Origin of the sequence: Brevundimonas abyssalis TAR-001 (assembly GCF_000466985.1) — a bacterium.
In the GTDB taxonomy this organism is placed as follows: Bacteria; Pseudomonadota; Alphaproteobacteria; order Caulobacterales; family Caulobacteraceae; genus Brevundimonas; species Brevundimonas abyssalis.
This window is the reverse complement of the sequence record NZ_BATC01000048.1, coordinates 1-23,130: the sequence shown is the minus strand read 5'-3', so window position 1 is coordinate 23,130 and position 23,130 is coordinate 1. Positions and strand designations below refer to the sequence as shown.

Annotated in this window: 19 protein-coding genes and 2 pseudogenes; 5 read left to right on the top strand and 16 right to left on the bottom strand. The window is 67.6% G+C overall.

Annotated features, from left to right (window positions below; all coding sequences use genetic code 11):
* The coding region (locus tag MBEBAB_RS11200; RefSeq protein WP_045319240.1) for a calcium-binding protein at positions 1 to 1,605 on the bottom strand (1,605 nt) is incomplete at its 3' end.
* 3 nt (positions 1,606 to 1,608) lie between these two features.
* Between MBEBAB_RS11200 and MBEBAB_RS16560 the strand changes: the two genes are divergently transcribed.
* The gene (locus MBEBAB_RS16560; RefSeq protein ID WP_158332141.1) at positions 1,609 to 1,836 is read left to right on the top strand and encodes a hypothetical protein; all 228 of its coding nucleotides are present in this window, start codon (positions 1,609 to 1,611) and stop codon (positions 1,834 to 1,836) included.
* A 392-nt stretch (positions 1,837 to 2,228) separates the two neighbouring features.
* On the opposite strand, the gene MBEBAB_RS15250 is transcribed toward MBEBAB_RS16560, so the two are convergent.
* The 15 genes and pseudogenes from MBEBAB_RS15250 to MBEBAB_RS11135 form a co-directional block, all read right to left on the bottom strand.
* The gene (locus MBEBAB_RS15250; RefSeq protein WP_052516792.1) at positions 2,229 to 3,893 is read right to left on the bottom strand and encodes a M16 family metallopeptidase; all 1,665 of its coding nucleotides are present in this window, start codon (positions 3,891 to 3,893) and stop codon (positions 2,229 to 2,231) included.
* Entirely contained in the window at positions 3,779 to 4,957 is a 1,179-nt protein-coding gene (locus MBEBAB_RS15735; RefSeq protein WP_081703504.1) for a M16 family metallopeptidase, read from the bottom strand. The genes MBEBAB_RS15250 and MBEBAB_RS15735 overlap by 115 nt, the downstream gene beginning before the upstream one ends.
* A 69-nt stretch (positions 4,958 to 5,026) precedes the next feature.
* Positions 5,027 to 8,470, bottom strand: coding sequence for a TonB-dependent receptor (locus MBEBAB_RS11190; protein ID WP_021698111.1), 3,444 nt, complete (start codon positions 8,468 to 8,470; stop codon positions 5,027 to 5,029).
* Positions 8,471 to 8,571: 101 nt separating this feature from the next.
* Positions 8,572 to 8,883 (bottom strand): FecR family protein, encoded by a 312-nt coding sequence (locus MBEBAB_RS15245; protein WP_021698110.1) that lies wholly within the window; start codon positions 8,881 to 8,883, stop codon positions 8,572 to 8,574.
* Complete coding sequence (locus MBEBAB_RS11185) at positions 8,856 to 9,521, bottom strand: FecR family protein (RefSeq protein WP_021698109.1); 666 nt, start codon at positions 9,519 to 9,521, stop codon at positions 8,856 to 8,858. Before MBEBAB_RS11185 ends, MBEBAB_RS15245 begins: the two co-directional genes overlap by 28 nt.
* The gene (locus MBEBAB_RS11180) at positions 9,518 to 9,994 is read right to left on the bottom strand and encodes an RNA polymerase sigma factor (RefSeq protein ID WP_021698108.1); all 477 of its coding nucleotides are present in this window, start codon (positions 9,992 to 9,994) and stop codon (positions 9,518 to 9,520) included. The genes MBEBAB_RS11185 and MBEBAB_RS11180 overlap by 4 nt, the downstream gene beginning before the upstream one ends.
* Before the next feature lie 72 nt (positions 9,995 to 10,066).
* Positions 10,067 to 10,579 carry a hypothetical protein gene (locus MBEBAB_RS11175; protein WP_021698107.1) on the bottom strand — a complete coding sequence of 171 codons (513 nt, stop codon included), beginning with the start codon at positions 10,577 to 10,579 and terminating at the stop codon, positions 10,067 to 10,069.
* 61 nt (positions 10,580 to 10,640) lie between these two features.
* A pseudogene (locus tag MBEBAB_RS11170) lies at positions 10,641 to 12,054 on the bottom strand (NAD(P)(+) transhydrogenase (Re/Si-specific) subunit beta).
* A gap of 380 nt (positions 12,055 to 12,434) precedes the next feature.
* Positions 12,435 to 12,728, bottom strand: coding sequence for a hypothetical protein (locus MBEBAB_RS11165; protein WP_021698105.1), 294 nt, complete (start codon positions 12,726 to 12,728; stop codon positions 12,435 to 12,437).
* Positions 12,725 to 13,042 (bottom strand): NAD(P) transhydrogenase subunit alpha part 2, encoded by a 318-nt coding sequence (locus tag MBEBAB_RS11160; protein WP_021698104.1) that lies wholly within the window; start codon positions 13,040 to 13,042, stop codon positions 12,725 to 12,727. The genes MBEBAB_RS11165 and MBEBAB_RS11160 overlap by 4 nt, the downstream gene beginning before the upstream one ends.
* Before the next feature lie 19 nt (positions 13,043 to 13,061).
* Positions 13,062 to 13,319, bottom strand: a complete 258-nt coding sequence (locus MBEBAB_RS11155; RefSeq protein WP_045319239.1) for a hypothetical protein — start codon at positions 13,317 to 13,319, stop codon at positions 13,062 to 13,064.
* Positions 13,316 to 13,564, bottom strand: coding sequence for a hypothetical protein (locus MBEBAB_RS11150; RefSeq protein WP_045319238.1), 249 nt, complete (start codon positions 13,562 to 13,564; stop codon positions 13,316 to 13,318). The genes MBEBAB_RS11155 and MBEBAB_RS11150 overlap by 4 nt, the downstream gene beginning before the upstream one ends.
* A pseudogene (locus MBEBAB_RS11145) lies at positions 13,561 to 14,693 on the bottom strand (Re/Si-specific NAD(P)(+) transhydrogenase subunit alpha). Before MBEBAB_RS11145 ends, MBEBAB_RS11150 begins: the two are co-directional and overlap by 4 nt.
* Positions 14,694 to 14,781: 88 nt before the next feature.
* Positions 14,782 to 15,039, bottom strand: a complete 258-nt coding sequence (locus MBEBAB_RS11140; RefSeq protein WP_021698101.1) for an aa3-type cytochrome c oxidase subunit IV — start codon at positions 15,037 to 15,039, stop codon at positions 14,782 to 14,784.
* Positions 15,040 to 15,118: 79 nt separating this feature from the next.
* Entirely contained in the window at positions 15,119 to 16,921 is a 1,803-nt protein-coding gene (locus MBEBAB_RS11135; protein WP_045319237.1) for a M3 family oligoendopeptidase, read from the bottom strand.
* A gap of 109 nt (positions 16,922 to 17,030) precedes the next feature.
* Here MBEBAB_RS11135 and MBEBAB_RS11130 point away from each other — a divergent pair, with 109 nt between their 5' ends.
* The 4 genes from MBEBAB_RS11130 to MBEBAB_RS11115 form a co-directional block, all read left to right on the top strand.
* Positions 17,031 to 17,498 carry a DUF1203 domain-containing protein gene (locus MBEBAB_RS11130; protein WP_021698099.1) on the top strand — a complete coding sequence of 156 codons (468 nt, stop codon included), beginning with the start codon at positions 17,031 to 17,033 and terminating at the stop codon, positions 17,496 to 17,498.
* Positions 17,499 to 17,554: 56 nt separating this feature from the next.
* Positions 17,555 to 19,366: a DUF4153 domain-containing protein gene (locus MBEBAB_RS11125; RefSeq protein ID WP_021698098.1), complete on the top strand. Its 1,812-nt coding sequence runs from the start codon at positions 17,555 to 17,557 to the stop codon at positions 19,364 to 19,366.
* Between the two features lie 98 nt (positions 19,367 to 19,464).
* Positions 19,465 to 20,916: a sigma-54-dependent transcriptional regulator gene (locus tag MBEBAB_RS11120; protein ID WP_021698097.1), complete on the top strand. Its 1,452-nt coding sequence runs from the start codon at positions 19,465 to 19,467 to the stop codon at positions 20,914 to 20,916.
* 157 nt (positions 20,917 to 21,073) lie between these two features.
* Positions 21,074 to 23,130, top strand: a 2,057-nt coding sequence (locus MBEBAB_RS11115; protein WP_045319236.1) for a TonB-dependent receptor, incomplete at its 3' end; no start/stop codon positions are given.

Genomic DNA, 23,130 nt, shown 5'->3' with positions numbered 1-23,130 from the left:
GTTGTTGCCGCTGTTGCCGGTGAGGACGTTGTGACCCGCGTTGCCGATCAGATTGATGTTGCGGTCGCCCAGAAGCGTGGCGTCCTCGATGGACTGTCCGTTCAGGTTGAAGCTGACGGTTGAGTAGACCAGGTCGCGCCCCTCGCCGCCGCGCTCGATGACCACGTCATGGATGCTGTCGACATAGTAGGTGTCATCGCCGGCCCCGCCCATCATGATGTCGTCGCCCAGGCCGCCGATCAGGATGTCGTTTCCGGTTCCGCCATCCAGAACGTCGTTTCCAATATCGCCGATGAGGGTGTCATTTCCGCCGCCGCCCTCAAGGCGCGAGCCGCGCAACTCGTCAGAAACAATGGGGGCGTCGGAAAGGGAAATTTGAAGCGTGTACTTTGTCCCGACGATCAATCCCAACGGGTAGTTGGTGTTTACAACGACGTAATACACCCCCGGTTGAGCAAAGGTGTGCTCTATGAAAGGATCCAGCGGCGCCAGGCTCCCCGGATCGAGCGGCCAGTCGTCGTTGTACCTGACGAGATTACCCTCCGCGTCATAGATCGTGAGGTTCAGGTTAACTCCTCCGAACACACGATCGATGTCGAACACACCCACCGCGCCGGCTTCGGTGACAACAAATCTGAAGTACTCCGGATTTCCGCTCGTTTCCGCCGAGATCGACACATGTGGAGTCGTGGTCGAGTTCTCGATATCCGGGTTCTCCACAATCCCGAACAGGTTGGAGACATCGACTGCGGCGCTGAAGGAGTTGTTCCGCAGGGCTTCCGGCTTGAACAGCACGGCGGCATTTTCGGCAAAATAGCCCTTGCCTCGCAGGACGTCGTCGAACTCGCTGCCCCGCAGACCTTCGATCGAGACCAGGGTGTCACGACCGCCGCCGCCCGTGTCCTGGGCGACCGAAAGCCTCAGGTCGACGGTCACCCCCGAGAGGCTGTTCTCGTAACTTGCAATATCCAGGTGAGAGCCGCCGTGGAGAAGGTCGTCATCCGAGCCGCTGACCAGGGTGTCGTTTCCGTTGCCCCCGTACAGGAAGTTGACGCCGCCGCCGCCGTCGAGGCGGTCATTTCCATCACCGCCGTAAAACGTTTCCGAGCCCGCGCCGCCAAGAAGGATGTCCTCACCCGCCCCGCCGTGGACCGGTCCCGAGACTTCACCCAGGCGGCCATCGTAGAGGTCTTCCCCGCCTCCCAGGTACACGAGGCCGTTGATGACCCCTTCGTTGATCAGGGTGTCGGTCGACGCACCCTCAAGAACGACGGCTCCATTCATCTGGCCCCGATTGAGAATTTCCAGGACCGCCCGATCGCTTATGGCCCCGCTTCTGACGGCATAGTCACCCGTGATCTCGCCGTCGTTGACGATGGACGTGAGACCGGTGATGGGGGCTATACTAATGGCGGTTGCGTCCGCAGCGCGGCCCAGTTTCTCTGCCCTGATCAACCCCGAATTATATACGGTGCTGTTTCCGTAGTTGAGCGCCACAGCAACACTGGTGTGGGAACCCGAGACAAGGATGTCTCCCGTATTGTGAATGGTCGATTCCATCGCCGTGTCGATCCCGATGGTCAGGTCGCCCTGAACGTCGATCAAGCCATGATTCACAATGTCGCCGTTGAGGCTTCTGAAGCCCCTTGCGTCGCCCGCGGCCCTGACAATGAACTCGCCCAGATTCTCGAAGCGGAACGAATGGTAGGTCGTGCCGCTAATTCCGACAGCTCCCCCGTCCCGGGCTCGATGCGCATCGAACCGGCATTATGGACCACCGTGCCTTCAGACGACGCGGGCATCGGCCTGAATACGATCAGGAAGGATGTCGTTTGATTGCTGGTGACGAAATCCAGGGTCCCGAAGTTCGTGAGCGACGGGAAGGGGCCTGACGCCGTCGGGGGCGGAAAGGGGCCAGGCCCCGTATTCACCTGGAGCGGGGGTTCCAGCCAGATGGCGATATGGGGATCGTCATCCGTGTCGCTCGTATAGCGCAGGACTTCGTCTGCCTCGATCACCATCGAGGTGTTGGTCTCATGCCAATACATCGCTTAACCCATCCCCCTCAGCAAGGTGCCGACCCGCCCCAGAAGAGCCCTCAACGGCCCTCCACCTCACCGATGAAAGCCACGCTATTCACGTCAGACGGGTAGGGGAAGGCGAAAATCGAGCCCCGGACCATGGACTGCTTATTCTCACGCAGGCCGTTGCTCCCGGGGCGCAGACGATCAGCGCAGTCGATTGCCTTCGGCGTCCCAGACCTCCACCTCGCCCAGACCCAGGGCGCGCACGCCGGCCTCGATCCGGGTCAGGTCGCCCACGATCACCCAGGTCATGGCGTCCGGGTGCAGCATGGAGGCGGCCGCACCCACTATCTCGGGCGTCAGGGCGGCGTAGCGGTCGGGCAGCGTCGTGATCCATTCGTAGGGATGCTCGAACCGCGTGACGTAGCTGAGGTAGCCGACCATCGCATTGTTGGTCTCGAAACGGTCCGACAGGGTCAGCACCTGGCCGCGACGGTACAGATCGAGCTCTTCACCACTCGGGGGCCGCACCCCGCCGATCTCGTTAAGCTCGCGGGCGATCTCGGACAGGGCGTCGGCGGTGCGGTCAGTCTGCACGCTGGTGGAGACCGAGAACACCTGCGGGCCCAAGGCGTCGCTGACATTGCTGCCGGCGCCGTAGGTCCAGCCCTTCTCCTCGCGCAGGTTCATGTTGAGCCGGGACGTGAAGCCGCCGCCCAGAATGCCGTTCAGAACATCCAGATCGAAATTGCGCGGATCCAGCCCGTTCGGCGTCACGTGACCGACCCGGATCACCGACTGGACCGAACCGGGCCGGTCCACCAGCACGACACGCGGCGCCGTCTGATCGGCGACCCCGGCGATGGTGGTCTCGCCCCGCGGCGCGGCAGGCGCCGTCCAGTCGCCGAAGCTGGCCTCCAGCGTGGCCATCAGCACGTCGAATTCGGCGTCGCCCGCAGCGAAGATCACCGCATTGTCTGGCCGGATGAAGCGCTGGTGGAAGGCGGTCAGGTCCTCGCGGCGGTAGGACCGGATCACATCCGCCCGGCCCGCCAGCGGCGCGCCATAGGCGTGGTCGGCGCCGAACATCAGATAGGTGAACACCCGGCCCGCGATGCTGGTCGGGTCGGACAGCGCCTGCTGCACGCCGGACACCGCCATGCCGCGCTCACGCTCCAGATCGGCGTCGCGGAAGGCGGGATCGCGGATGTAGTCCGACCACAGGTCGACGGTGTCGTCCAGCGCGCGGGTCAGGGCCGACACCGAGAAGCTCGTGGTGTCTGAGTCAGCCCAGGCGTACATGCGCGCGCCCAGCATCTCCTGGGCCTGGGTGAATTCCTGACCGGTCAGGGTGGTCGTGCCGTCATCCATCAGGCCGACGGTGAAGCCCTGCAGACCGGGCTTCAGGCCCTGGTCGGCGGCGCCGCCCGCGTCGAAGGCCATGACCATGTCCACCGTCGGCGTGCCGTCGCGCCGGGCGTGGAGGACGCGGATTCCGTTGGACAGGCGCCCCTCCCGCACGGGCGGCAGCACCAGTTCGGATTCCGGGCCCATGGGCGGAAGCCCGCTGCGGTCCGCGCCGTCCGGCCCCGCCGCGTACCGGGTCTGCGGCACGACGGTAAGCCGGTAGTTGGGACGGCCCAGCCACTGATTCACGGCGACCAGCACATCCTCGGCCTGAACCGCGTCGAACGCCGCCTGATCAAGCTCGAACTGGCCGGGATTGCCCTCCCCGATCGTGCCGCCCGCCAGCATCATGGCGCGCAGATAGAGGGATTCCAGCATGCGGACCGTGTCGCCATAGGTGGTGATCTTGATCCGCTCCAGCTCCTCGGCCGTGGGGCCCTCCGCGAGGAACTCGTCCAGCACCGCCTGCAGCGCCGCTTCGGCCTCGGCCTGATCGACGCCGGGCTGCAGCCGGATCTCGATGTTGAACAGACCCGAGATGGCCGCGCCTCGTAGTTGGCCGAGACGCTGTTGGCCAGCTGCCGGTCGATCACCAGCGCCTGGTTCAGGCGGGACAGACGCCCACGGCCCAGAACCGACGAGGCCATGCGCAGGGCTTGCCGGTCCTCGGCGTCGTTGCCGGGCACGGGCCAGCTCCACGAGATCGCCGTCTGCGGCACATTGTCGGCCACCACCTCGGTCCTGACCCGCTCCAGCAGGGGCGTCCATTCGGTCATGCGCCCGATGGGCGGCCCTGGCGGCACGCTGCCGAAATAGCGGGTCATCAGCTCGCGCGCCTGCTCGACCGTCACGTCGCCGGCGAGCGCCACCACGGCGTTGGACGCGCCATAGTACTGGTGGAACCACCCATGCACGTCCTCCAGAGAGGCCGCGTCCAGATCCTCCATCGAGCCGATGATGGGGTGGTGATAGGGGTGGTCGGACGGAAAGATCGCCTCGGCCCGCAACTCCGGCATCATCGAATAGGGCTGGTTGTCGCGGGTGCGCTTCTCGTTCTGCACGACGCCGCGCTGCTCATCGAGCTTCTCCTGGGTCACGGCGCCGAGCAGATAGCCCATGCGGTCGGACTCCAGCCACAGCACCCGCTCCAGCCCGCCGGTGGGCACCACCGCATAGTAGTAGGTCTGGTCCAGCGTCGTGGCGCCGTTGACCGCCGAGGCGCCGATTTCCTGCAGCGGCGGCATGTATTCGTCGTCGTGATTTTCCGACCCGTTGAACATCAGATGCTCGAACAGGTGGGCGAAGCCGGTCTGGCCGGCCGGCTCGTTCATGGAGCCCACGTGATACCAGACGGTCACCGCCACCTTGGGCGCCGAGTGATCCTCGTGCACCACGACCCGCAGGCCGTTGGGCAGGGTGAACTGCTCGTAGGGCAGCAGCGCCTGTTCGTCGGACGGGTTTGCGGCGGCGGGCGAACTGAGCATCGCCGCGGCCGATGCGAACAGCACCAGCATCATCGTCTTCATGGGGTTTCCTGACGTGGAGAAGAGAGCGGCCGGCGCGTCACGGGACGCACCGGCCTTTGGGCGTGACGATCAGAACGTGGCCGACAGACCGATGCGCAGGCTGCGGCCGCCCAGATAGGTGGCGCGGGTGAAGAAGGTCGGCGCGCCCTGTTCGCCGCCGAAGGTCTGTTCGAGGTTCGGATCCGATGTGCCGTTGAGCAGATCGTTGGCCTCCACATAGACGCGGAAGCTGCCGTAGCTGGGGCGCAGATAGTATTCCGCGCGGAAGTCCAGCGTCTCCGTGCCTTCGGTGTAGACGCTCAGCCCGCGCGGCTGGAACAGCGACAGCCCCCGCGACTGGTAGCCGTAGGCCAGCGTCGCATCGATGTCGTACTTGTTGTAGGTCAGCGCCGCCGTGCCCGAGTGGGCGGGCTGCTGCACGAACGGCAGGTCTGTGAAGGTGAAGACGTTGTCGGGGGGCGTTCCATAGCTCCAGTTGTAGCGGTCGGCGCGCGAACTGTCGGTCCAGGTGTGGTTCAGGAACACGCCGAAGCCGCCCCAGATGCCGGGCAGGAAGTCGAACCGCCGCTCGGCCTGGAACTCGATGCCCCACAGCTCGGCCACCTCGTCACTGTTCACCGGGCTGCCGCCGGTGATGAAGACCGAGGACGGATTGTTCGGATCGAAATAGGGCGCCCCGTTGAAATAGGGGTGATCCGGCAGGGTCACCGCCGCCAGGGTCGCCGGCCCGTTGGTGATGTTGGTCTGCAGCAGATTGTCGATGCGCTTGTAGAAGGCGCTGATCTTGAAGATGCCGATGCCGGAATAGTACTCGGCGCTCAGGTCGAAATTGTCCGTGGTCGCCGGCTGCAGGTTGGGATTGCCGCTGTTGATCTGCAGGATCGGCTTGACGCCTTCAGGCCCCGGAATGGGGAAGTTGATGAAGGCGATGCGCGTCTCGCTGGACAGCTGGCTGATCGCGGGCCGGGCGACCGACAGGAAGTAGCCGCCCCGGAAGATCAGATCGTCGCTGGCGCGGTAGTTGAACAGAACCCGCGGCAGGAAATCCTCCGACACGGCCTCCTCGGTGACCAGCCGCGTGAACTCGTTCTGGAAGATGAAGTCCACCCCCATGCCCCCGCCGTTCTCGGGCAGGATCGGGCCGGTGTAGACCGGGAAGTTGAGATTGGTCGCCTCAAGCCGGGTGTGGTTGAAGCGCACCCCGCCGATGATCTCGAGCTTGCCGATGTCGATCCGCCCCTGGAGGTAGGCGGCGAAATTGGTCTCCTCGGTGTTCTCGTTGCCCTGGTCGGGGTGGGGCGCGATCGGCGTGAGCGTGAGGCCCGACGGACCCCCGGCCAGGGCGCCCAGACCATCGACGAAACCGCGCAGGGCGCCTTCGCTGAGGGTGGAGAATCCGGGCTCGGACAGTCCGATGCGCGTCAGGTCCGACGGGATGAATTCGAGGCCCAGCGCCGAGACCGGGACGTTGCCGCCGATCTGGCTGCGGGTCAGATTGCTCTGGAACTCGGCGCGCTCATAAAAGCCGCCCAACTCCACATAGTTCAGCCAGCCGCCGCCCGAGGTCCAGCGCGCGCTGCCGCTGGCTGTGTACCGGTCATTGCTGCCCTCGGAATTGTCGAGCTGGCCGCTGGCGTTCTCGATGACGAAGGCGGACGGGTCATTGACCAGGGCCCAGCCCTGGCTGCTCAGCAGGGGCAGGGGAATGCCGCTGCCGCTGCGCGGCCCGAAGCCGGTGTGGATCACCCCGGTCTCCGGATCGACCGCTTCCGGCAGGAACAGATCCGCGCTGGCGTCGGTGTCGGGCATGCGCAGCTGCAGGCCGAAGCTGGCCGGGTGACGTTCCGTGCCGTGGGCATAGCCGGCCAGATAGTTGAACTCGAACGCGCCGAGGGTGGTCCGGCCGTTCAGGCTGAAGGTGTCGGTGATCTTCCGGACGTCGCGGTCATAGCTGTAGTTCTGCGAGCGTGAGATGCCCTCGTTGCCCGGGCTCAGGTCCAGCACCAGCTGGGCGTTCGTCTCGCCCGGCAGGACGACGTATTCGGCGCCGGTCGAGAAAGTGTCCGACAGCGAGAAGAAGTCGGTCCGCGTCTCCGCGTGCTGATAGTCGAACTTCAGATTGGTGTGGCTGGCGATCCGCCATTCGGCCGAGAGCGTCCCGGCCAGGGTTTCTGTCTCGTCGTGAAAGAAGCTGGTGACCAGCCCGCCCGGATACGCCTGATCCTCGCCTGACACGAACGGAAAGGTCTGAAGCGGATCGACGGCTTCGAGATTGGTGATCGGATTTCCGACGACGTCGAGCGGCAGGTAGCGGCCGAAGTTCAGCCGTCCGCCGTTGCTGCCCGCGTCATAGGCGATCGAGCGGGTGCTCTGGCTGCGGTACTGGACCGAAGCGCTGAGGCCGAAATTGTCGCCGAACGTGCCGGCCACCGTGCCGGAGACGAGAAAGTCGTCGCCGAAATCGTCGGGCGTGCGGTCGCCCTCCACCAGAAAGTTCGCATAGCGACGCGGACGATCCAGCGGCGACATGGTCTCGATCTCGATCAATCCGCCGGTGCCGGCGCTGTCATGGCTGGGCAGCAGGGACTTGTTGATGGTGATCCGGCTCACCGAGTCGGCCAGCAGGTTCGACAGGTCGGCCGACCGGCCCACGCCGTTGCCGACCGGCAGATTCAGGCCGTTCAGCTGGATCGCATTCATGTCGGGCTCCAGCCCGCGCACGATCACATTGGTGCCGTCCCCGGTCACCGAGTTGCGCTGAAACGAAATCCCCGGCGCGCGGCGCAGCGCCTCGGAAAAGGTGGTCCCGGTGAAATTGCCCAGCTCGTCCGCCGAGATCACATCGGCGCTGTTCTCGGCCGTGCGCTGAAGATTGAGAGCGTTGGCGCGGGCGCTGCGCGAGCCGAAAATGACCACGTCCTCGACCGTGGTGGCGTAGGCCTGGCCCAGGGTGAAGGCCTGCTGGTGCGACCCTCCGGCCGGGACGGTCACCGTCTCGACGAGAGGCTCATAGCCCAGAAAGGAGATTTCGACCGTGTAGTCGCCGGCCGGAAGCGAGGGAAAACGAAAGCTGCCGTATTGATCGACGCTGGTGGTCTGGCCCGTCTCGGCGATGCGCACCAGGGCGCCGTCCGGACTACGGGCGCCTTCGGCGATGGAGACCTGGCCGACCAGCGCGCCCTGACCCTGCCGGGCGGCCTGTCCGGCTACAGGCGCGCTGACGACGAACGATCCGCCGTCGGTGACGCCCAGCCTCAGGCCTGATCCACGCAGCATCGCGCGATAGGCGCCTTCGGCGGAATAGCTGCCTCGCAGGGCGGGTGCGGTCTTGCCGCTGACCTGGTCGCCGGAGAACACGACATTGGTGTTGGTCTGGGCGGCCACGGCGCGCAGCGACGCCTCGAGCGGCTGCGCGGGCAGATCAAAAGCGTAGAGCGCCTGCGCCTGCGCCTGGGCTGACAGTACGAGCGTGCTGGCGCTGACGGCCAGGGCGGCGAGATTACGTGAAAACATATGTCCCCCTTGGGGAGCGCGATGCATGGCTCCCACTAGGTAGACGACGTTTCGCCGCAAACCCGACACGGTTGCGACACAAAAAAATCACCGCCCCTTCATCAGCGCTCAAGGTGCAGGGTGTCGCCCTCCCGTTCGACGTTGAGGCCGTGCAGATCCGCGACGGCCTGGGCGAAGTCGGGTGCATTGGTCGTGAACACGCCCGATATGGGCAAGGCCGCCACGCGCGGATCCTCGATCACCACCTGCGGCCCGCCGTAGCGGTTTAGCTCGGTGACCGCCTCGCCCAGAGGCGTGTCGCGGAATATGGTCTGGCCTCGCCGCCACGCGGTCGCCGCCTCCACCGAAGCGGGCTCGATCCGGGTGGGCCCGGCTTCCGGTTCGGTCAGCCGTTCGCCCGGCTGCAGCAGCATCGGGGCCTCCGGCGCATCGCTCGTTCCCGCGCCTCACGGGTGACCGCCACCTCGCCCTTGATCAGGGTGACCACCACCTCGGTCCGTGTCCGCCGCACGGTGAAGACCGTGCCCAGCGCCTCGACCCGGGTGTCCCCGGCGATCACGACGAAGGGACGGTCGGCATCGTGGGCGACCTCGAACATGGCCTCCCCCCGGTCCAGGGTGATGTGGCGGCGGTCCGCGTTGAACTTCACATCGACCCGGGTGTCCGTGTTGAGCGCGATGCGGCTTCCGTCATCCAGGGTGGCCACCTGCTGCTCGCCGGGCCGGGTCACATAGTCGCCGACGGTGGCCAGAGACCACCACAGCACGCCGAAGCCGAGCACCAGCGATGCGGCCATGGCCAGCGCCGGACGCAGCCACGGCCGTCTCTCGGGCGCGGGGCGCAGGCGCGCTTCGTCCGCACTGCTGCGGGCGGCCCGAGGCAGGATGGCCCAGATCTCACTGGCCCGCTCGAACGCCGCCGCATGGGCGGGATCCTCGGCCAGCCAGGCGTCCAGGGCGTCCCGCGCGGCGGCGTCATGGTCGCCGTGCAGCCGCGCCAGCCACGCGGCGGCCTCGGCATCGATGTTGGGGGAAGACAAGCTGCGGCTCACGACGAAGTCCTCCCCTTCATCAGTTGCAACGTCGCGCGGGCCACCGTCTTCTCCACGGCGGCCACCGTCATCGCCTCCGATGCGGCGATCTCGGCGTAGCTCATGTTCTCGAGCCGGCGCTTCAGCAGGATCCGGCGCGTGCGTTCCGGCAGTTGCGCCAGATCCGCCGCCACCTGCTGCAGCCGCGCCCGCGCTTCCAGGATCCGGGCGGGATCCGGCGCTGTGTCGGCGATTTCATGCAGTTCGGCGCCGTCGGCCATGGGCATGCGGCCGCGATGGCGCTGACGGTCGATCGACAGGTTCACCGCCGCCCGGACCAGCAGCGCCTCCTGGCTACGGACCGCATGGTCACGCTGATACTGCTCCACTTTCAGAAACGCCTCGTGCACCAGGTCATCCGCATCGTGATCGGCGATACCCTGCCGTATGACGGCCCGCCGTGCCTTGCCGAGAATGTCCGCGAGCGTCGCCATGGGTACCTGCCTCACTCACTCAGACGTTCGAGGGCGGGAAATCCGACATGCAAAGCGCAACTTCAACGAGATTCAACGATCGTCTTCCAGCGACCGGGGCTCGGCGTGCGCCACCCGCACCATGCCCGGCGTCGGCACGCGATCCGCCGGACCGGCCGCCGCCCCGCACCGACGATCGACCCGCGCCTCGCAAAGCCCGCTGGCGGTCCAGTAGTACTGGGTGCGTGGAAAGCCGTCATCCCCGGAGATGACCCGGGCCAGGGTCGCCGGCCCGCCGTCCGCGCCCGTACAGGCGCTGCGCCCCGCCGCCGCCGCCCGGCCATCGACCGCGCACCAGGCATGGGCGCCCCGCGCCTCGACCGCCGTCTCCAGGAACACCGCCGTCAGCATGGCCGCCGGAACCACCAGCACCAGCCCGGCCAGCACCGCCTTCCACCGCCCTCTCGAGGCGCCCCAGGCGAACAGCGCCAACCCGGTCACGATCACCGCCGCGAGCACGCCGAACGCCCACAGCACGTCAGCCGACGGCGCACGCGTCCACACCGCCCACTCGGCGTCGTTCAGTTTCAGCCATCCCTGAAGCACGTCGCCCCCTCCCGACCGGAGGCGATAGCACGGTTATCCGGTCAGACCCGTGACCGGGGGGTCACAGCCCCTTCACGATCCCTTCCACCATCTTCTTGGCGTCGGCGAACAGCATCATGGTGTTGTCGCGGAAGAACAGCTCGTTCTCCACGCCTGCGTAGCCCGCCGACATGCCGCGCTTGACGAACAGCACCGTGCCGGCCTTCTCCACGTCCAGGATGGGCATGCCGAAGATGGGGGACTGGGGATCGGTCTTGGCGGCCGGGTTGGTGACGTCGTTGGCGCCGATGACGAAGGCCACGTCGGCGCTGCTGAATTCGCTGTTGATGTCCTCCAGTTCGAACACCTCGTCATAGGGCACGTTGGCCTCGGCCAGCAGCACGTTCATGTGCCCCGGCATCCGTCCGGCCACGGGGTGAATGGCGTATTTCACCTCCACGCCCTCCTCCTTCAGCTTGTCGGCCATCTCGCGCAGGGCGTGCTGGGCCTGGGCCACGGCCATGCCGTAGCCGGGCACGATGATGACCTTGGAGGCGTTCTTCATGATGAAGGCGGCGTCGTCGGCCGAGCCCTGCTTGACCGGCCGGGTCTCCACGTGGCCGGCGCCCGCCGCCGCCGCGTCGCCGCCGAAGCCGCCCAGAATGACGCTGATGAAGCTGCGGTTCATGCCCTTGCACATGATGTAGCTGAGGATCGCACCGGACGAGCCCACCAGGCGCCGGTGATGATCAGGGCGATGTTCTCCAGCGTGAAGCCCAGCGCCGCCGCCGCCCATCCGGAGTAGCTGTTCAGCATGGACACCACCACCGGCATGTCCGCCCCGCCGATGGGGATGATCAGGGTGGCGCCCAGGATCAGGGCGATCACGAACACGCCCCAGAAGGCCCAGACCGCCGTGCCGCCCGTGGCGATCAGGATGCCGATCAGCACCACCAGCCCGGCCGCCAGACCGATGTTGATCATGTGCCGCGCCGGCAGCAGGATCGGCGTGCCGCTCATGTTGCCGTTGAGCTTGGCGAAGGCGATCACCGAGCCGGTGAAGGTGATGGCGCCGATAGCGAGGCCCAGGCCCAGCTCGATGATCGACAGGGTCTTGATGCCCCCCGCCCCGTCGTCGATGCCGAAGGCACGGGCGCATAGACCGCCCCCACCGCCACCAGACACGCCGCCATGCCCACCAGGCTGTGGAACGCGGCCACCAGCTGCGGCATGGAGGTCATGGGCACCCGCCGGGCGATCACCGCCCCCAGCCCGCCGCCGACGACGACGCCGCCCGCGATCAGCGCCAGCGTCAGGCCGTCCAGCGCCTGGGTCCCCCACAGGGTCAGCAGGGTCACGCCGATGGCCAGCCCCATGCCCACCATGCCGAAGGTGTTGCCCCGCCGGCTGGTCTCCGGGCTGGACAGCCCGCGCAGGGACAGGATGAACAGGACGCCGGCCGCCAGATAGGCCAGGGCTGCGATGGATGCGTTCATGACGGCGTCCCCCTCATTCGTCTCAGTAGATTTCCACCCGCGCCGGTTCGGCGGGGTCGTTGGTTCCGGCGGCGGTGGGCGTTCCGTCCTTGACCAGGGCGAAGCAACCGGCCCCTCGCCGCCCGTCTTGGTCAGGGCGCACCAGGCGCGGTAGGTCGGCAGACGCCCGGCGGCGCGGCCCTGGCCCTCCAGGTCGAAGCGGTTGACCGTGCCGGTCCCGGCCATCTGGTGGGGCGGAAATCCACAGTTCAGCCTCCAGCTGGCGCCGCCCGGCGCCGCCACGGCGAAGTGCGCGCCTTGATAGGCCTCGCCGGTCTGGCGCGTGGCCTGGGCCTGGGCGACCCCGGCGACGGCGAGCACCGCAACGATCAACGCAACTCTCATCGGTCCTCCGAACCTGTCATGCCGCCGGTCCGCTTCAGCCGCCACAGGGCGGCGGCGATGAACAGCGGCGCAATCACCACCAGAATCCAGTCGAACCAGGTCATGGCCCGGTCCTGGATCAGCACCCGCACGATGATGGACGAGAACACCAGCACCATGCCGGCGTCGTGAAACCGCATCTTGGCGATGGGGTTCTTCTCGCCCACCCAGCCGTAGATCCACAGGCCGACGCCCAGGCCCGTGGCGACCCACGAGCCTGTCGCGGCCACCTGGGCCGCGTCGCCGGTCAAGCCTTCTTTTCCTTCTTCCGGTACATGGCCAGCATGCGCCGGGTGACCATGAAGCCGCCGAAGATGTTGACGCTGGCCAGGGTCACCGCCGCCACGCCCGCGCCCTTGGCGATCCAGCCGTTGACGCCGGACGCCTCCGACACGGCCGCCGCCGCGATCAGACCGCCGACGATGATGACCGAGGAAATGGCGTTGGTGACCGCCATCAGCGGCGTATGCAGCGCCGGCGTCACGCTCCAGACCACATAGTAGCCGACGAAGATCGCCAGCACGAAAATGGCCAGGCGGAAGACGGTGGGATCGACGTGTTCCATCTATCGGGTCCTCTGTTGATTATGCGGCGCGGCCGGGTCGTTGCGAACGTTCATCCCCGCGCCTCCAGCCGGGCGTCGATGCTGAGCAAGGCGCGCAGCAATCCGCCACCCAGAAGGGTGAAGATGATGATGCGTATCGCAACCCCGAGGTCGGCGCGGTGACCGCCTGCTCGAGCATCCAGGTCAGCGCCAGCATGAGGATCGCGAGCGGCGTGCCGCCGGCGATCAGGATCATCGAAAAGACCGTCAACGCCCTGCGCAGCTTCTCGCTCATCATCGGTTCGCCTCCAGCCGTTCCAAGCGGTCGTCTATGCTGAGGAGCAGCTTGATCACACCGCCAGCCAGCAGACACACCACAAGGGCATAGAGCCCTGCACCGACGGAAACCAACCCGGTTCCCAAGCGGCCGCCCGTTCCCACGCTCACCAAAGCAAAAAGCGCCATGAGCGCCACCAGAGCCGGACCGGCGACAAGAAATATCGTCGAAACCACCCTCAAGAATCCCTTGAGCCAGCGGTTCACCCCTTCACCCCCTCATGCACCACGGCCCCGCCGTGGGTGACGACGGCGGCCTTGAGGATCTCGTCCTCCAGGTCCAGGGCCAGCGCCTCGTCCTTCACCAGCAGGCCGACGAAGGCCAGCAGGTTCTTGGCGTACAGGGCCGAGGCGTCCGCCGCGATGCGGCCGGGCAGGTTGGACCAGCCGACGATGCTGGCGCCGTTGGCGGTCTTCACCACCTCGCCCGGCTTCGAGCCTTCCACATTGCCGCCCGCCTCGACCGCCAGATCGACCAGCACCGAGCCGGGCTTCATGGAGGCCACATGGGCGGCCGAGATCAGACGGGGCGCCGGGCGGCCGGGGATCAGGGCGGTGGTGATCACCACGTCCTGTTTGGTGATGTGGGTGGCGGTCAGGGCGGCCTGCTTGGCCTGATACTCGGCCGACATCTGCTTGGCGTAGCCGCCCGCCGTCTCGGCGGCCTTGAACTCCTCGTCCTCCACCGCGACGAATTTGGCGCCCAGGCTCTCCACCTGCTCCTTGGCGGCGGGGCGCACGTCGGTGGCGCTGACCACCGCGCCCAGACGCCGCGCCGTGGCGATGGCCTGCAGCCCGCCACGCCCGCGCCCATGACGAACACCTTTGCGGGAGCGACGGTGCCCGCCGCCGTCATCATCATGGGAAAGGCGCGGCCGTATGTGTGGGCCGCCTCGATCACCGCGCGGTAGCCCGCCAGATTGGCCTGGGACGACAGGGCGTCCATCACCTGGGCCCGGCTGATGCGGGGCACGAACTCCATGGCGAAGGCGGTGACGTTCGCCTTGGCCATGGCCTGGACGGTGTCCTTTTCGCGGTAGGCGTCCAGCAGGGCGACGACGATGGCGCCCGGCTTCAGGGCGCTGATCTCCTGCGCCGTGGGGCCGCGCACCTTCAGCAGGATGTCGGCCTTCGACAGCACCGCGCTGGAGTCCTTGGCGATCCTGGCGCCTGCGGCCTCATAGTCGGCGTCGGGAATGGACGAGCCCAGACCGGCGCCGGCCTCGACCAGCACCGAGGCGCCGAGCGCGGTCAGCTTCTTCACCGTATCGGGTGTTGCGGCGGTGCGCGGTTCGCCTTCACGGCGTTCGCGCGTCACGGCTATGGCGACGGCCAAGCGAATCCCCCTGCCTGTTGTTTCAGAGCAGTGGAACGTTAGGACGTTTCAGAAAGGCCCGTAAAGGCCGGGCCCGCCAGAATAACTGTTAGTGATCAGCAGGCTTGCTGCGCAGGAACCACCAGCCGGCGACGGCCAGCACCACCGCCGCGATCGCCGCGGGGAAGAAGCCGCCGTTGGGCATGAACCACACGGTGAACAGCAGCACCGCCACCGCAGTGGCCAGCGAGCCCCACTTGGTCAGGAAATTGAACAGATGCCAGGTGGCGATCTGCTCGGTGATTTCCTGCGAGCCCTTCAGATAGGCTTCGGCGTCGTGATCGGCTTCGTGGGTGTCGGCGGCCATGCGATGATCTTTCGAAGGCAAACGAGAATCTGACCGCCCTTATAGCGAGGGCGGCGCGCGGCTCAAGCGCGGTGTGTCGTCACGCCACCGCCTCGAACTCGTCGATCAGCCGCTCCAGCCGCTGGCAGCCTGTGGCCCAGAAGGCCGGGTCGCGCGGGTTCAGACCGAAGGGCTTCAGCGCCTCAACGTAGGTCTTCGTGCCGCCGCCGGCCAGAAGCTCGCGGTACAGGGGCGCAAAGCCGTCCGGGTCCTCGCGCCGCTTCTCCATCAGGGCGGCCACCAGCAGGTCTCCGAAGGCATAGGCGTACACATAGAAGGGCGAGTGCACGAAGTGGCTGACATAGGCCCACCAGTGCTCGTATCCATCGTTGAGCTTGACCGCCGGGCCCAGGCTCGCGCCCATCTCCTCCATCCAGATCTCGCCGATGCGGGCGACCGACACCTCGCCCTGCGCCCGCTCGTCATGGAAGCGGGTCTCGAAGCGGTGGAAGGCGATCTGACGCACCACGGTGTTCAGCCCGTCCTCGATGCGGCCGGCCAGCAGGCCGCGCTTTTCCTTTTCGGGGGCGGTCGCCAGCAGCCGATCGAACGTCAGGCCTTCGGCGAAGATGGACGCCGTCTCGGCCAGGGTCAGGGGCGTGTCGGCCAGCAGTGTGCCCTGATCCGCCGCCAGGGTCTGGTGAACCCCGTGGCCCAGTTCGTGGGCCAGGGTCAGCACGTCGCGCCGCTCGCCCATCCAGTTCATGAACACATAGGGGTGCCGGTCCGCCGTCACCGGGTGCGCATAGGCGCCGGACTGCTTGCCCGCCCGCGCCCGTCCGTCGATCCACGGATTGTCAAAGAACGACTTCGCCCGGTCGCCGAACTCGGCGCCCAGATCATTGAAGCTGTCCAGAACCATGGCCCGCCCCTGACCCCAGTCGAAGCCGCGCGGCGCGGTGGTCTCGATGGGGGCGTTGCGGTCCCACTGGTTCAGCTGCTTGAGGCCCATGGCCTTCGCCTTGAGCGCATAATAGCGGTGGGTCAGGCGCGGATAGGCCTCGGCCACCGCCGCCGCCATGGCGTCCACCGCCTCGCCGTCCACCTCGTTCATCAGGTGCTTCGATTGGGCCGGATAGGTGAATTTGCGCCAGCGATCCTCCAGCGCCTTTTCCTGGGCCACGGTGTTCAGCACCAGCGCCATGGTGGTGGCCCGTGACGCCAGGGCCGCGTCCAGCCCCTCGGCCGCCGCCTTGCGCCGGTCCGCCTTGGGGTCCGACAGGCGGTTCAGCGCCTCGGCCAGGGTCAGCTCGTCCTTGCCCGCCTTCACCCGCAGGGCCGCCAGGGTCTCGTCGAACAGGCGCGGCCACTGCATGGCGGCGGGCATGCGCTCGGCGATGAACCGCTCCAGCTCGGGCGACAGCTCATGGGGCTTGCTGGCCCGCACCCGGCGCAGCCACGGCCGCCAGCGCGCGGCGGCGTCATCCGCGTTCAGCGCCGCCTCGATCTCGACCTCCTCCAGCCGGTTGATCTCCAGCGTCAGCCACAGGGTCTCGGCGGCGATGGTGGTCACCTTCTGGCGGATGTCCGCCTCGAACCCCTGCGCGGCGCCGTCCTCCCGATTGGTGGACGCGGCCAGAAACGCATAGGCCCCCAGCGCCCCCAGATGGTTGGACGCCTGTTCATACAGGGTGATCGCCCGGTCCAGGCGCCCGCCCAGCGTCGCCGCGTCGCCCCGCGCCGCCTCCAACTGGCCTTCCAGCGCGTTCAGCTCGGCGGTCGCCTTGCGCCCCGCCTCCAGATCCGCCGCCACCCGGTCGTCGGTGGGCGAGGCGTAGAGGTCGGACAGATCCCAGAGGGGAGCTTCGGTCGGGGCCGCATCGGGCTTGAAGGGGGCGTTCATGGTCCCTGTTCTGGTGATCCGGAACGCCCGGCGCAATGGCGGTTCCGAAAACCGCCAGCCGGATCGCCCCCGTCGCGCTACGCCATCCGGGCTTCCACGGAGATGTCTCATGTTCAGGATCGTCGGCCTGCCCCTCGCGCCCTTCGCCCCCCTTTTCGCCCTGCCGGATCAGGCGTTGGCGGACCGGGGCGCCCGGCGCGTTCCCGTCACCCGCGTCGGCGTGGCCCCCTGCCGCGTCAGCCTCGCCGACGCCCGGCCCGGGCAGTCCGTCATCCTGCTGAACTACCCGCACCTGGACGACCCCGCCTCGCCCTTTCGCGCCTCGGGTCCCATCTATGTGTCCGAGAGCGCCCGGGACCATGCGCCGGACGTCGACCATGTGCCCGCCATGCTGGCCACGCGGCTCCTTTCGGCGCGCGTCTACGACGGTTCGAACATGATGATCGACGCTGATGTCATGGAGGGCGAAACCCTGGCCGGACGCCTCGCGAACTGGTTCGCCGACCCCGAGGTGCGCCATGTCCATCTCCACGCCGCGCGGCGTGGCTGCTATCTGGCCAGGGCCGAGCGCGACTGACCCTTCCCTCCTGTCCCCTTTTCAGGCCAGATGCGGCGGAAAGACGGGGAAACAGCATGACCATCTTCGGCGCCAACGAGATTGCGGATCGCGGGCCGGATGACCGGAGTCTGGGCTGGACCCGGCTGGTCATCGGCCTGATCCAGGGCGCGGCCCTGCTGGGCCTCTATCTCTCCCTTGAAAACCGGGCATGGCCCGCCACCGTCCCCGGCCTGTTCGCGCCGCTGGTGCTGATTTTCGCCTGGCTGCCCATCGTCCTGCTGGGCGCCGTCGGCCGGATGCGGCTTCGCACCCTCCTGATCTGGGGACTCGCCGCAGCGGCGCTTCTGGCGCTCATGGGCTGGTGGAGCGTGACCTGGGGCGTGCGGCCCGACGGACTGAACGAGCCCCTGGCCGCGCCCATCGTCTTCGCGGCCTCGGCGGCCATGCTTTTCATCGCCCACCATCTGATCCTGCCCGCCGACCGGGCGCGGCGCTGGCTCGCCCCCTATCCCGCCTATTTCGACACGGCGTGGAAGGCCGGGGTGCAGCTGGCCCTGTCGGTCGCCTTCACCGGCGCCTTCTGGGTTCTGCTTTTCCTCGGCGCCGGGCTGTTCAGCGTCATCGGCCTGAACTTCCTGCGCGACCTGCTGGGTCAGGAATGGTTCTCGATTCCCGTGACCACCCTGGCCTTTTCCGCCGCCGTGCATCTGACCGATGTGAAGGATGGGCTGATCCGGGGCGTGCGCACCGTGGCCCTGATGCTGCTGTCCTGGCTGATGCCGGTGATGACCCTGATCACCGCCGCCTTCATCCTGGCCCTGCCCTTCGCGGGCGTGGGCCGTCTGTGGGACGAGGGCTACGGCACGAGCCTGATGCTGTCGGCGGCGGCGGCCCTGATCATCCTCATCAACGCCGCCTATCAGGACGGCGAGCCCGACGGCGCGCCGCCGGTGGTGCTGCAGTGGGCCGCGCGGATCGCAGGCGTGCTGCTGGTTCCCCTGATCGGCCTGGCCCTGTGGGGCCTCGCCCTGCGCATCGGCCAGCACGGCCTGACGCCCGAGCGCATCATCGCCGCCGCCTGCGTCCTGGTGGGCGCGGTCCACGCCGTCGGCTACGCCTTCGCCGCCGTGAAGCCCGGCCCATGGATGCGCCCGCTGGAGCGCACCAACATCATCGGCGGGGTGGTCGCGGTCGTCGGCATCCTCGCCCTGTTCACCCCCCTCGCCGACCCCGCCCGCCTGTCCGTCGCCGACCAGATGCGGCGGCTCGAGACCGGCCGGGTGTCCGCCGAGGAATTCGACTACGCCTTCCTGCGCTTTGACGCAGGCCGGTCAGGCCGGGCAGCGCTGGACCGGCTTGCGGAATCCGACGATCCTGAGGTTGCGCGCCGGGCGGGTGAGACTCAGACTGTGGAAGACCGCTATCAGGTGTCGCCCACCGAGAGTCCGCGTCCCCAGAATATCCGCATCGAGGTCAACCCGGCGGGAACTACGTTGCCGCCCGCCTTCCTTGAGCAGGTCGCCGAGTACGACTGGTTCATTCAGCTGTGCACCGAAGACAACGTCTGCCAGGCCAGAATGAGGGATATGGATGGTGACGGAACAGATGAAATACTGATCGCCTATGCTTCGCATCGGTCTGGTGTGTCGCTGTTCAAGCTTGAGGGTGACGGCCAGTGGATGGAATGGGCCGACTATCGCGCCCCTGACGACACGGCTTGCAATGGTGAGGACATCGACCCGAGAAACGCGCTGCGGGAGGGGCGGCTGGAGACGGTCGACCCGCTATTCCCCGATCTTGTTGTCGACGGCGTGCGTATCAGGCCCCAAGGCGTTTTCCAGCCGTATTGCGGTGACGGACCTGATCGCGCGCCCGCGTTGCCTTAAACCCGATCTTCACCCCCTTCGGCCTAAAACCGTCCCGAAACGAGCCAGTCCCGATCAATGAGGACCGGCCGCACGGTTGATGATGAAGGGTGGCTCCCATGGCCAAGACGGTGCTGGTCGTCGATGACGACCCGACCCAGCGCAGGCTGGTGCAGGCGGTTCTCGACCGCGAAGGCTACAACGTCGTCCACGCCGAAAACGGCGGCGAGGCCATCGACCGCATGACAAAGGGCGGCGGCGCCGACGTGGTCCTGCTGGACATGGTCATGCCCGGCCTGTCGGGCATGGAGACCCTCGCCGAAATGCGCACCGCGGGCGTCCGCGCCCCGGTCATCATCCTGACCGCGTCCGGCGGCATCGACACCGTGGTCAAGGCCATGCAGGCCGGAGCCCAGGACTTCTTCGTCAAGCCCGCCAGCCCCGAACGCATCCTCATCTCCATCCGCAACGCCCTGCAGATGGGCGATCTGGTGGCCGAGGTGGGCCGCGTCCGCCGTCAGGTCTCGGGCCGGACCTCCTTCGACGACCTGGTGGGCGACAGCGCCCCCATGCGCATGGTCAAGTCGCTGGGCGCCCGCGCGGCCAAATCCAACATCCCGGTCCTGATCACCGGCGAGAGCGGCGTCGGCAAGGAAGTCATCGCCCGCGCCCTGCACGGCGCCTCGTCGCGCGCCGGCAAGCCCTTCGTGGCGGTGAACTGCGGCGCCCTGCCCGCGAACCTCGTCGAATCCATCCTGTTCGGCCACGAGAAGGGCGCCTTCACCGGCGCGGTCGACAAGACCCTGGGCAAGTTCCGCGAGGCGGACGGCGGCACCCTGTTCCTGGACGAGATCGGCGAGCTGCCGCTGGACATGCAGGTCAAGCTGCTGCGCGCCCTGCAGGAGAGCGAGATCGACCCGGTGGGCGCCAAGCGCCCGGTCAAGGTGGACGTGCGCATCGTCTCGGCCACCAACCGCGACCCGGAGGCCCAGGTGAAGGCCGGCGCCTTCCGCGAGGACCTGTTCTACCGCCTCAACGTCTTCCCCATCGAGGCCCCCGCCCTGCGCGCCCGGCGCGAGGACATCCCGGCCCTGATCGACCACTTCATCGCCCGCTTCAACGCCGAGGAAGGCAAGCGGGTGGCCGGCGCCGCGCCCGACACCCTGGCTTTGCTGACCGCCTTCGAATGGCCCGGCAACGTGCGCCAGCTGGAGAACGCGGTCTATCGCGCCATCGTTCTGGCTGACGGCCCGTGGCTGCAGCCCCACGACTTCCCCGCCATCTCAGGCGTGGCCGCGCCCATGCCCGAGGCTGAGGCCAGTCCCGACGCGCCCCGCGCCGAGCACGCCCTGTCCGACCTGGCCCTGCCCGACGCCCCGGTGCGCATCATCGACGACAAGGGCCACCTGCGCACCCTGGAAGACATCGAGCGCGACCTGATCCAGCACGCCATCGAGGTCTATGCCGGCCACATGTCCGAGATCGCCCGGCGCCTCGGCATCGGCCGCTCCACCCTGTATCGCAAGGTGCGCGAACAGGGTCTGGAAGGCGTGCTCCGCGACGCGGGCTGAGCCCTCGATCGCCGATAACGGGCCGAAATTTCGCCGTTGCAATCATGCCGCGACGGAATCGCCGCAATTGACGCGTTAGACGGTCATTGAACCGGGGGGTCGGCAAGGTTCGCGGCCCAGACGAACTCCCCGGCCCTCCCCAACCGGATACGCATACATGTCTCTCTCGACCACCGCCCTGACCGGGCTGGCCGCGCTGCTCGTTCAATCCGCCGGCGTTCCGCAGGACGCCGGCCAGGACCCGATCCTCGAGGAGGACGGCGTCACGTCTGTCTCGGAGCTCATCATCGTCGCCCCGCGACGTCGCGGCGACGTGGACACCGACATCGCGCCCGAGCTGGAGCTGGACGCCGCCGACATCCAGGCCTACGGCGCCTCGGACATCTCCCAGCTGCTGGAATTCCTGGAGCCGGTCACCACCAGCTCGCGCGGCGGCTCGCCGGTGTTCCTGGTCAACGGCCGGCGCATCTCCGGCTTCCGCGAGATCCGGGGCCTGCCGTCCGAGGCCATCGAGCGGGTCCAGGTCCTGCCCGAGGAGGTGGCCCTGCAGTTCGGCTACCGCGCCGACCAGCGGGTGGTGAACTTCATCCTCAAGAATCCCTTCCGCTCGACCACCACCGAGGTGGAGTTCCGCGGCCCCACCGCCGGGGGCCGCTCGGGCTATGAGGTCGAGGCCGACATCCTGCGCATCGACGGCGACAACCGCTGGTCCATCGACATCGAGCACGAGCGGGACACCGCCCTGTACGAGACCGAGCGCGACATCGTCCGCGACCCCGGCACGACGCCCTACGACCTGATGGGCAACATCTCGGCGCCCATGTTCGGCGACGAGATCGACCCGGCCTTCTCGACCGCCGTGGGCGAGACCGCCATTGTAGCCCCCGTGCCCATGGGCGGAACCAGCCTGGCCGACTTCGCCGGCGCCTACGGCCCGCCGGGCCGGGGCGCCCTCAGCGACTGGCGCACCCTGCAGCCGGAAACCGAGCAGAACTCCATCTCCGCCACCCTCAAGCGCGGCCTGCCCGGCGACATCCAGGCGACCATCAGCGCCGGTCTGGAGGACGAGACCAGCGAGCGCTTCAACGGCCTGCCGGGCCTGGCCCTGACCGTGCCGTCGGGCGTGGGCGGCTCACCCTTCTCGCAGGATGTGACCCTCTACCGCTTCCTCGACACGCCCGAGGCCCTCAGCTCCCGCACCGACAGCCTGCAGGCCGAACTGGGCCTTCTGCTGGACGGTTTCATCGGCGACGACTGGCGCTGGAGCTTCAACGGCGAATACACCCGCAACGAACGGGACACCTTCACGGGCCGGGGCTTTGACGTCACGACCTATCAGGACCGGCTGGACGCGGGGGATCCCACCGTCAGCCCGTTCGGCCCGCTGACGGGCGCCGACTTCACCCGCCTGCCCGACGACCTGGCCAACTCCGTGACCAGCCGTTACAGCGGCGAGGCGGTGTTCACCGGGCCGTTGACCGAGCTGCCCGCCGGCGACCTGCGCTCCACCTTCACCTTCGGCGCCGACCGCCAGACCCTGGAGTCCTGGTCCCTGCGTTCGGGCGTCGAGACCGAGCGTGAGCTGTCCCGCGACCGGCTCAACGCCCAGACCAGCTTCGACATCCCGGTCTTCGAGCGCGACGAGGAGAGCCCGTCGCTGCTGGGCGATCTCTCCCTCAATCTCAACGCGGGCTATGAGGACGTGTCGGACTTCGGCGGCCTCGACACCCTCGGCGTCAATCTGAACTGGAGCCCGGTGGACCGACTGTCCTTCCTGACCGGCTACACCCGCCAGGACCAGGCCCCCAGCATCGCCCAGCTGAACGATCCGGTCATCGCCACGCCGAACACAGCGGTGTTCGACTTCTCCACCGGAGACACGGTGCTGGTCACCCGCACCACCGGCGGCAACCCGGACCTGGACGCCGCGACCCGCTCGGTCTGGCGTGCCGGCTTCAACTGGCAGCCGCTGGAGGACGAGCAGCTTCGCATCACCTCCACCTGGACCCGCACCTCCATCCAGAACGAGGTCAACGGCTTCCCCGCCGTGACCGCCGCGCTGGAGGCCGCCCTGCCGGACCGGTTCACCCGCGACGGCGACGGAACCCTGATCGCGGTGGATGCCCGCCCGATCAATTTCGCCGAGGTCGAGCGCCAGGATCTGCGCACCGGCTTCACCTTTTCGCGCACCTTCGGCCAGCCGACGCCTGAAAC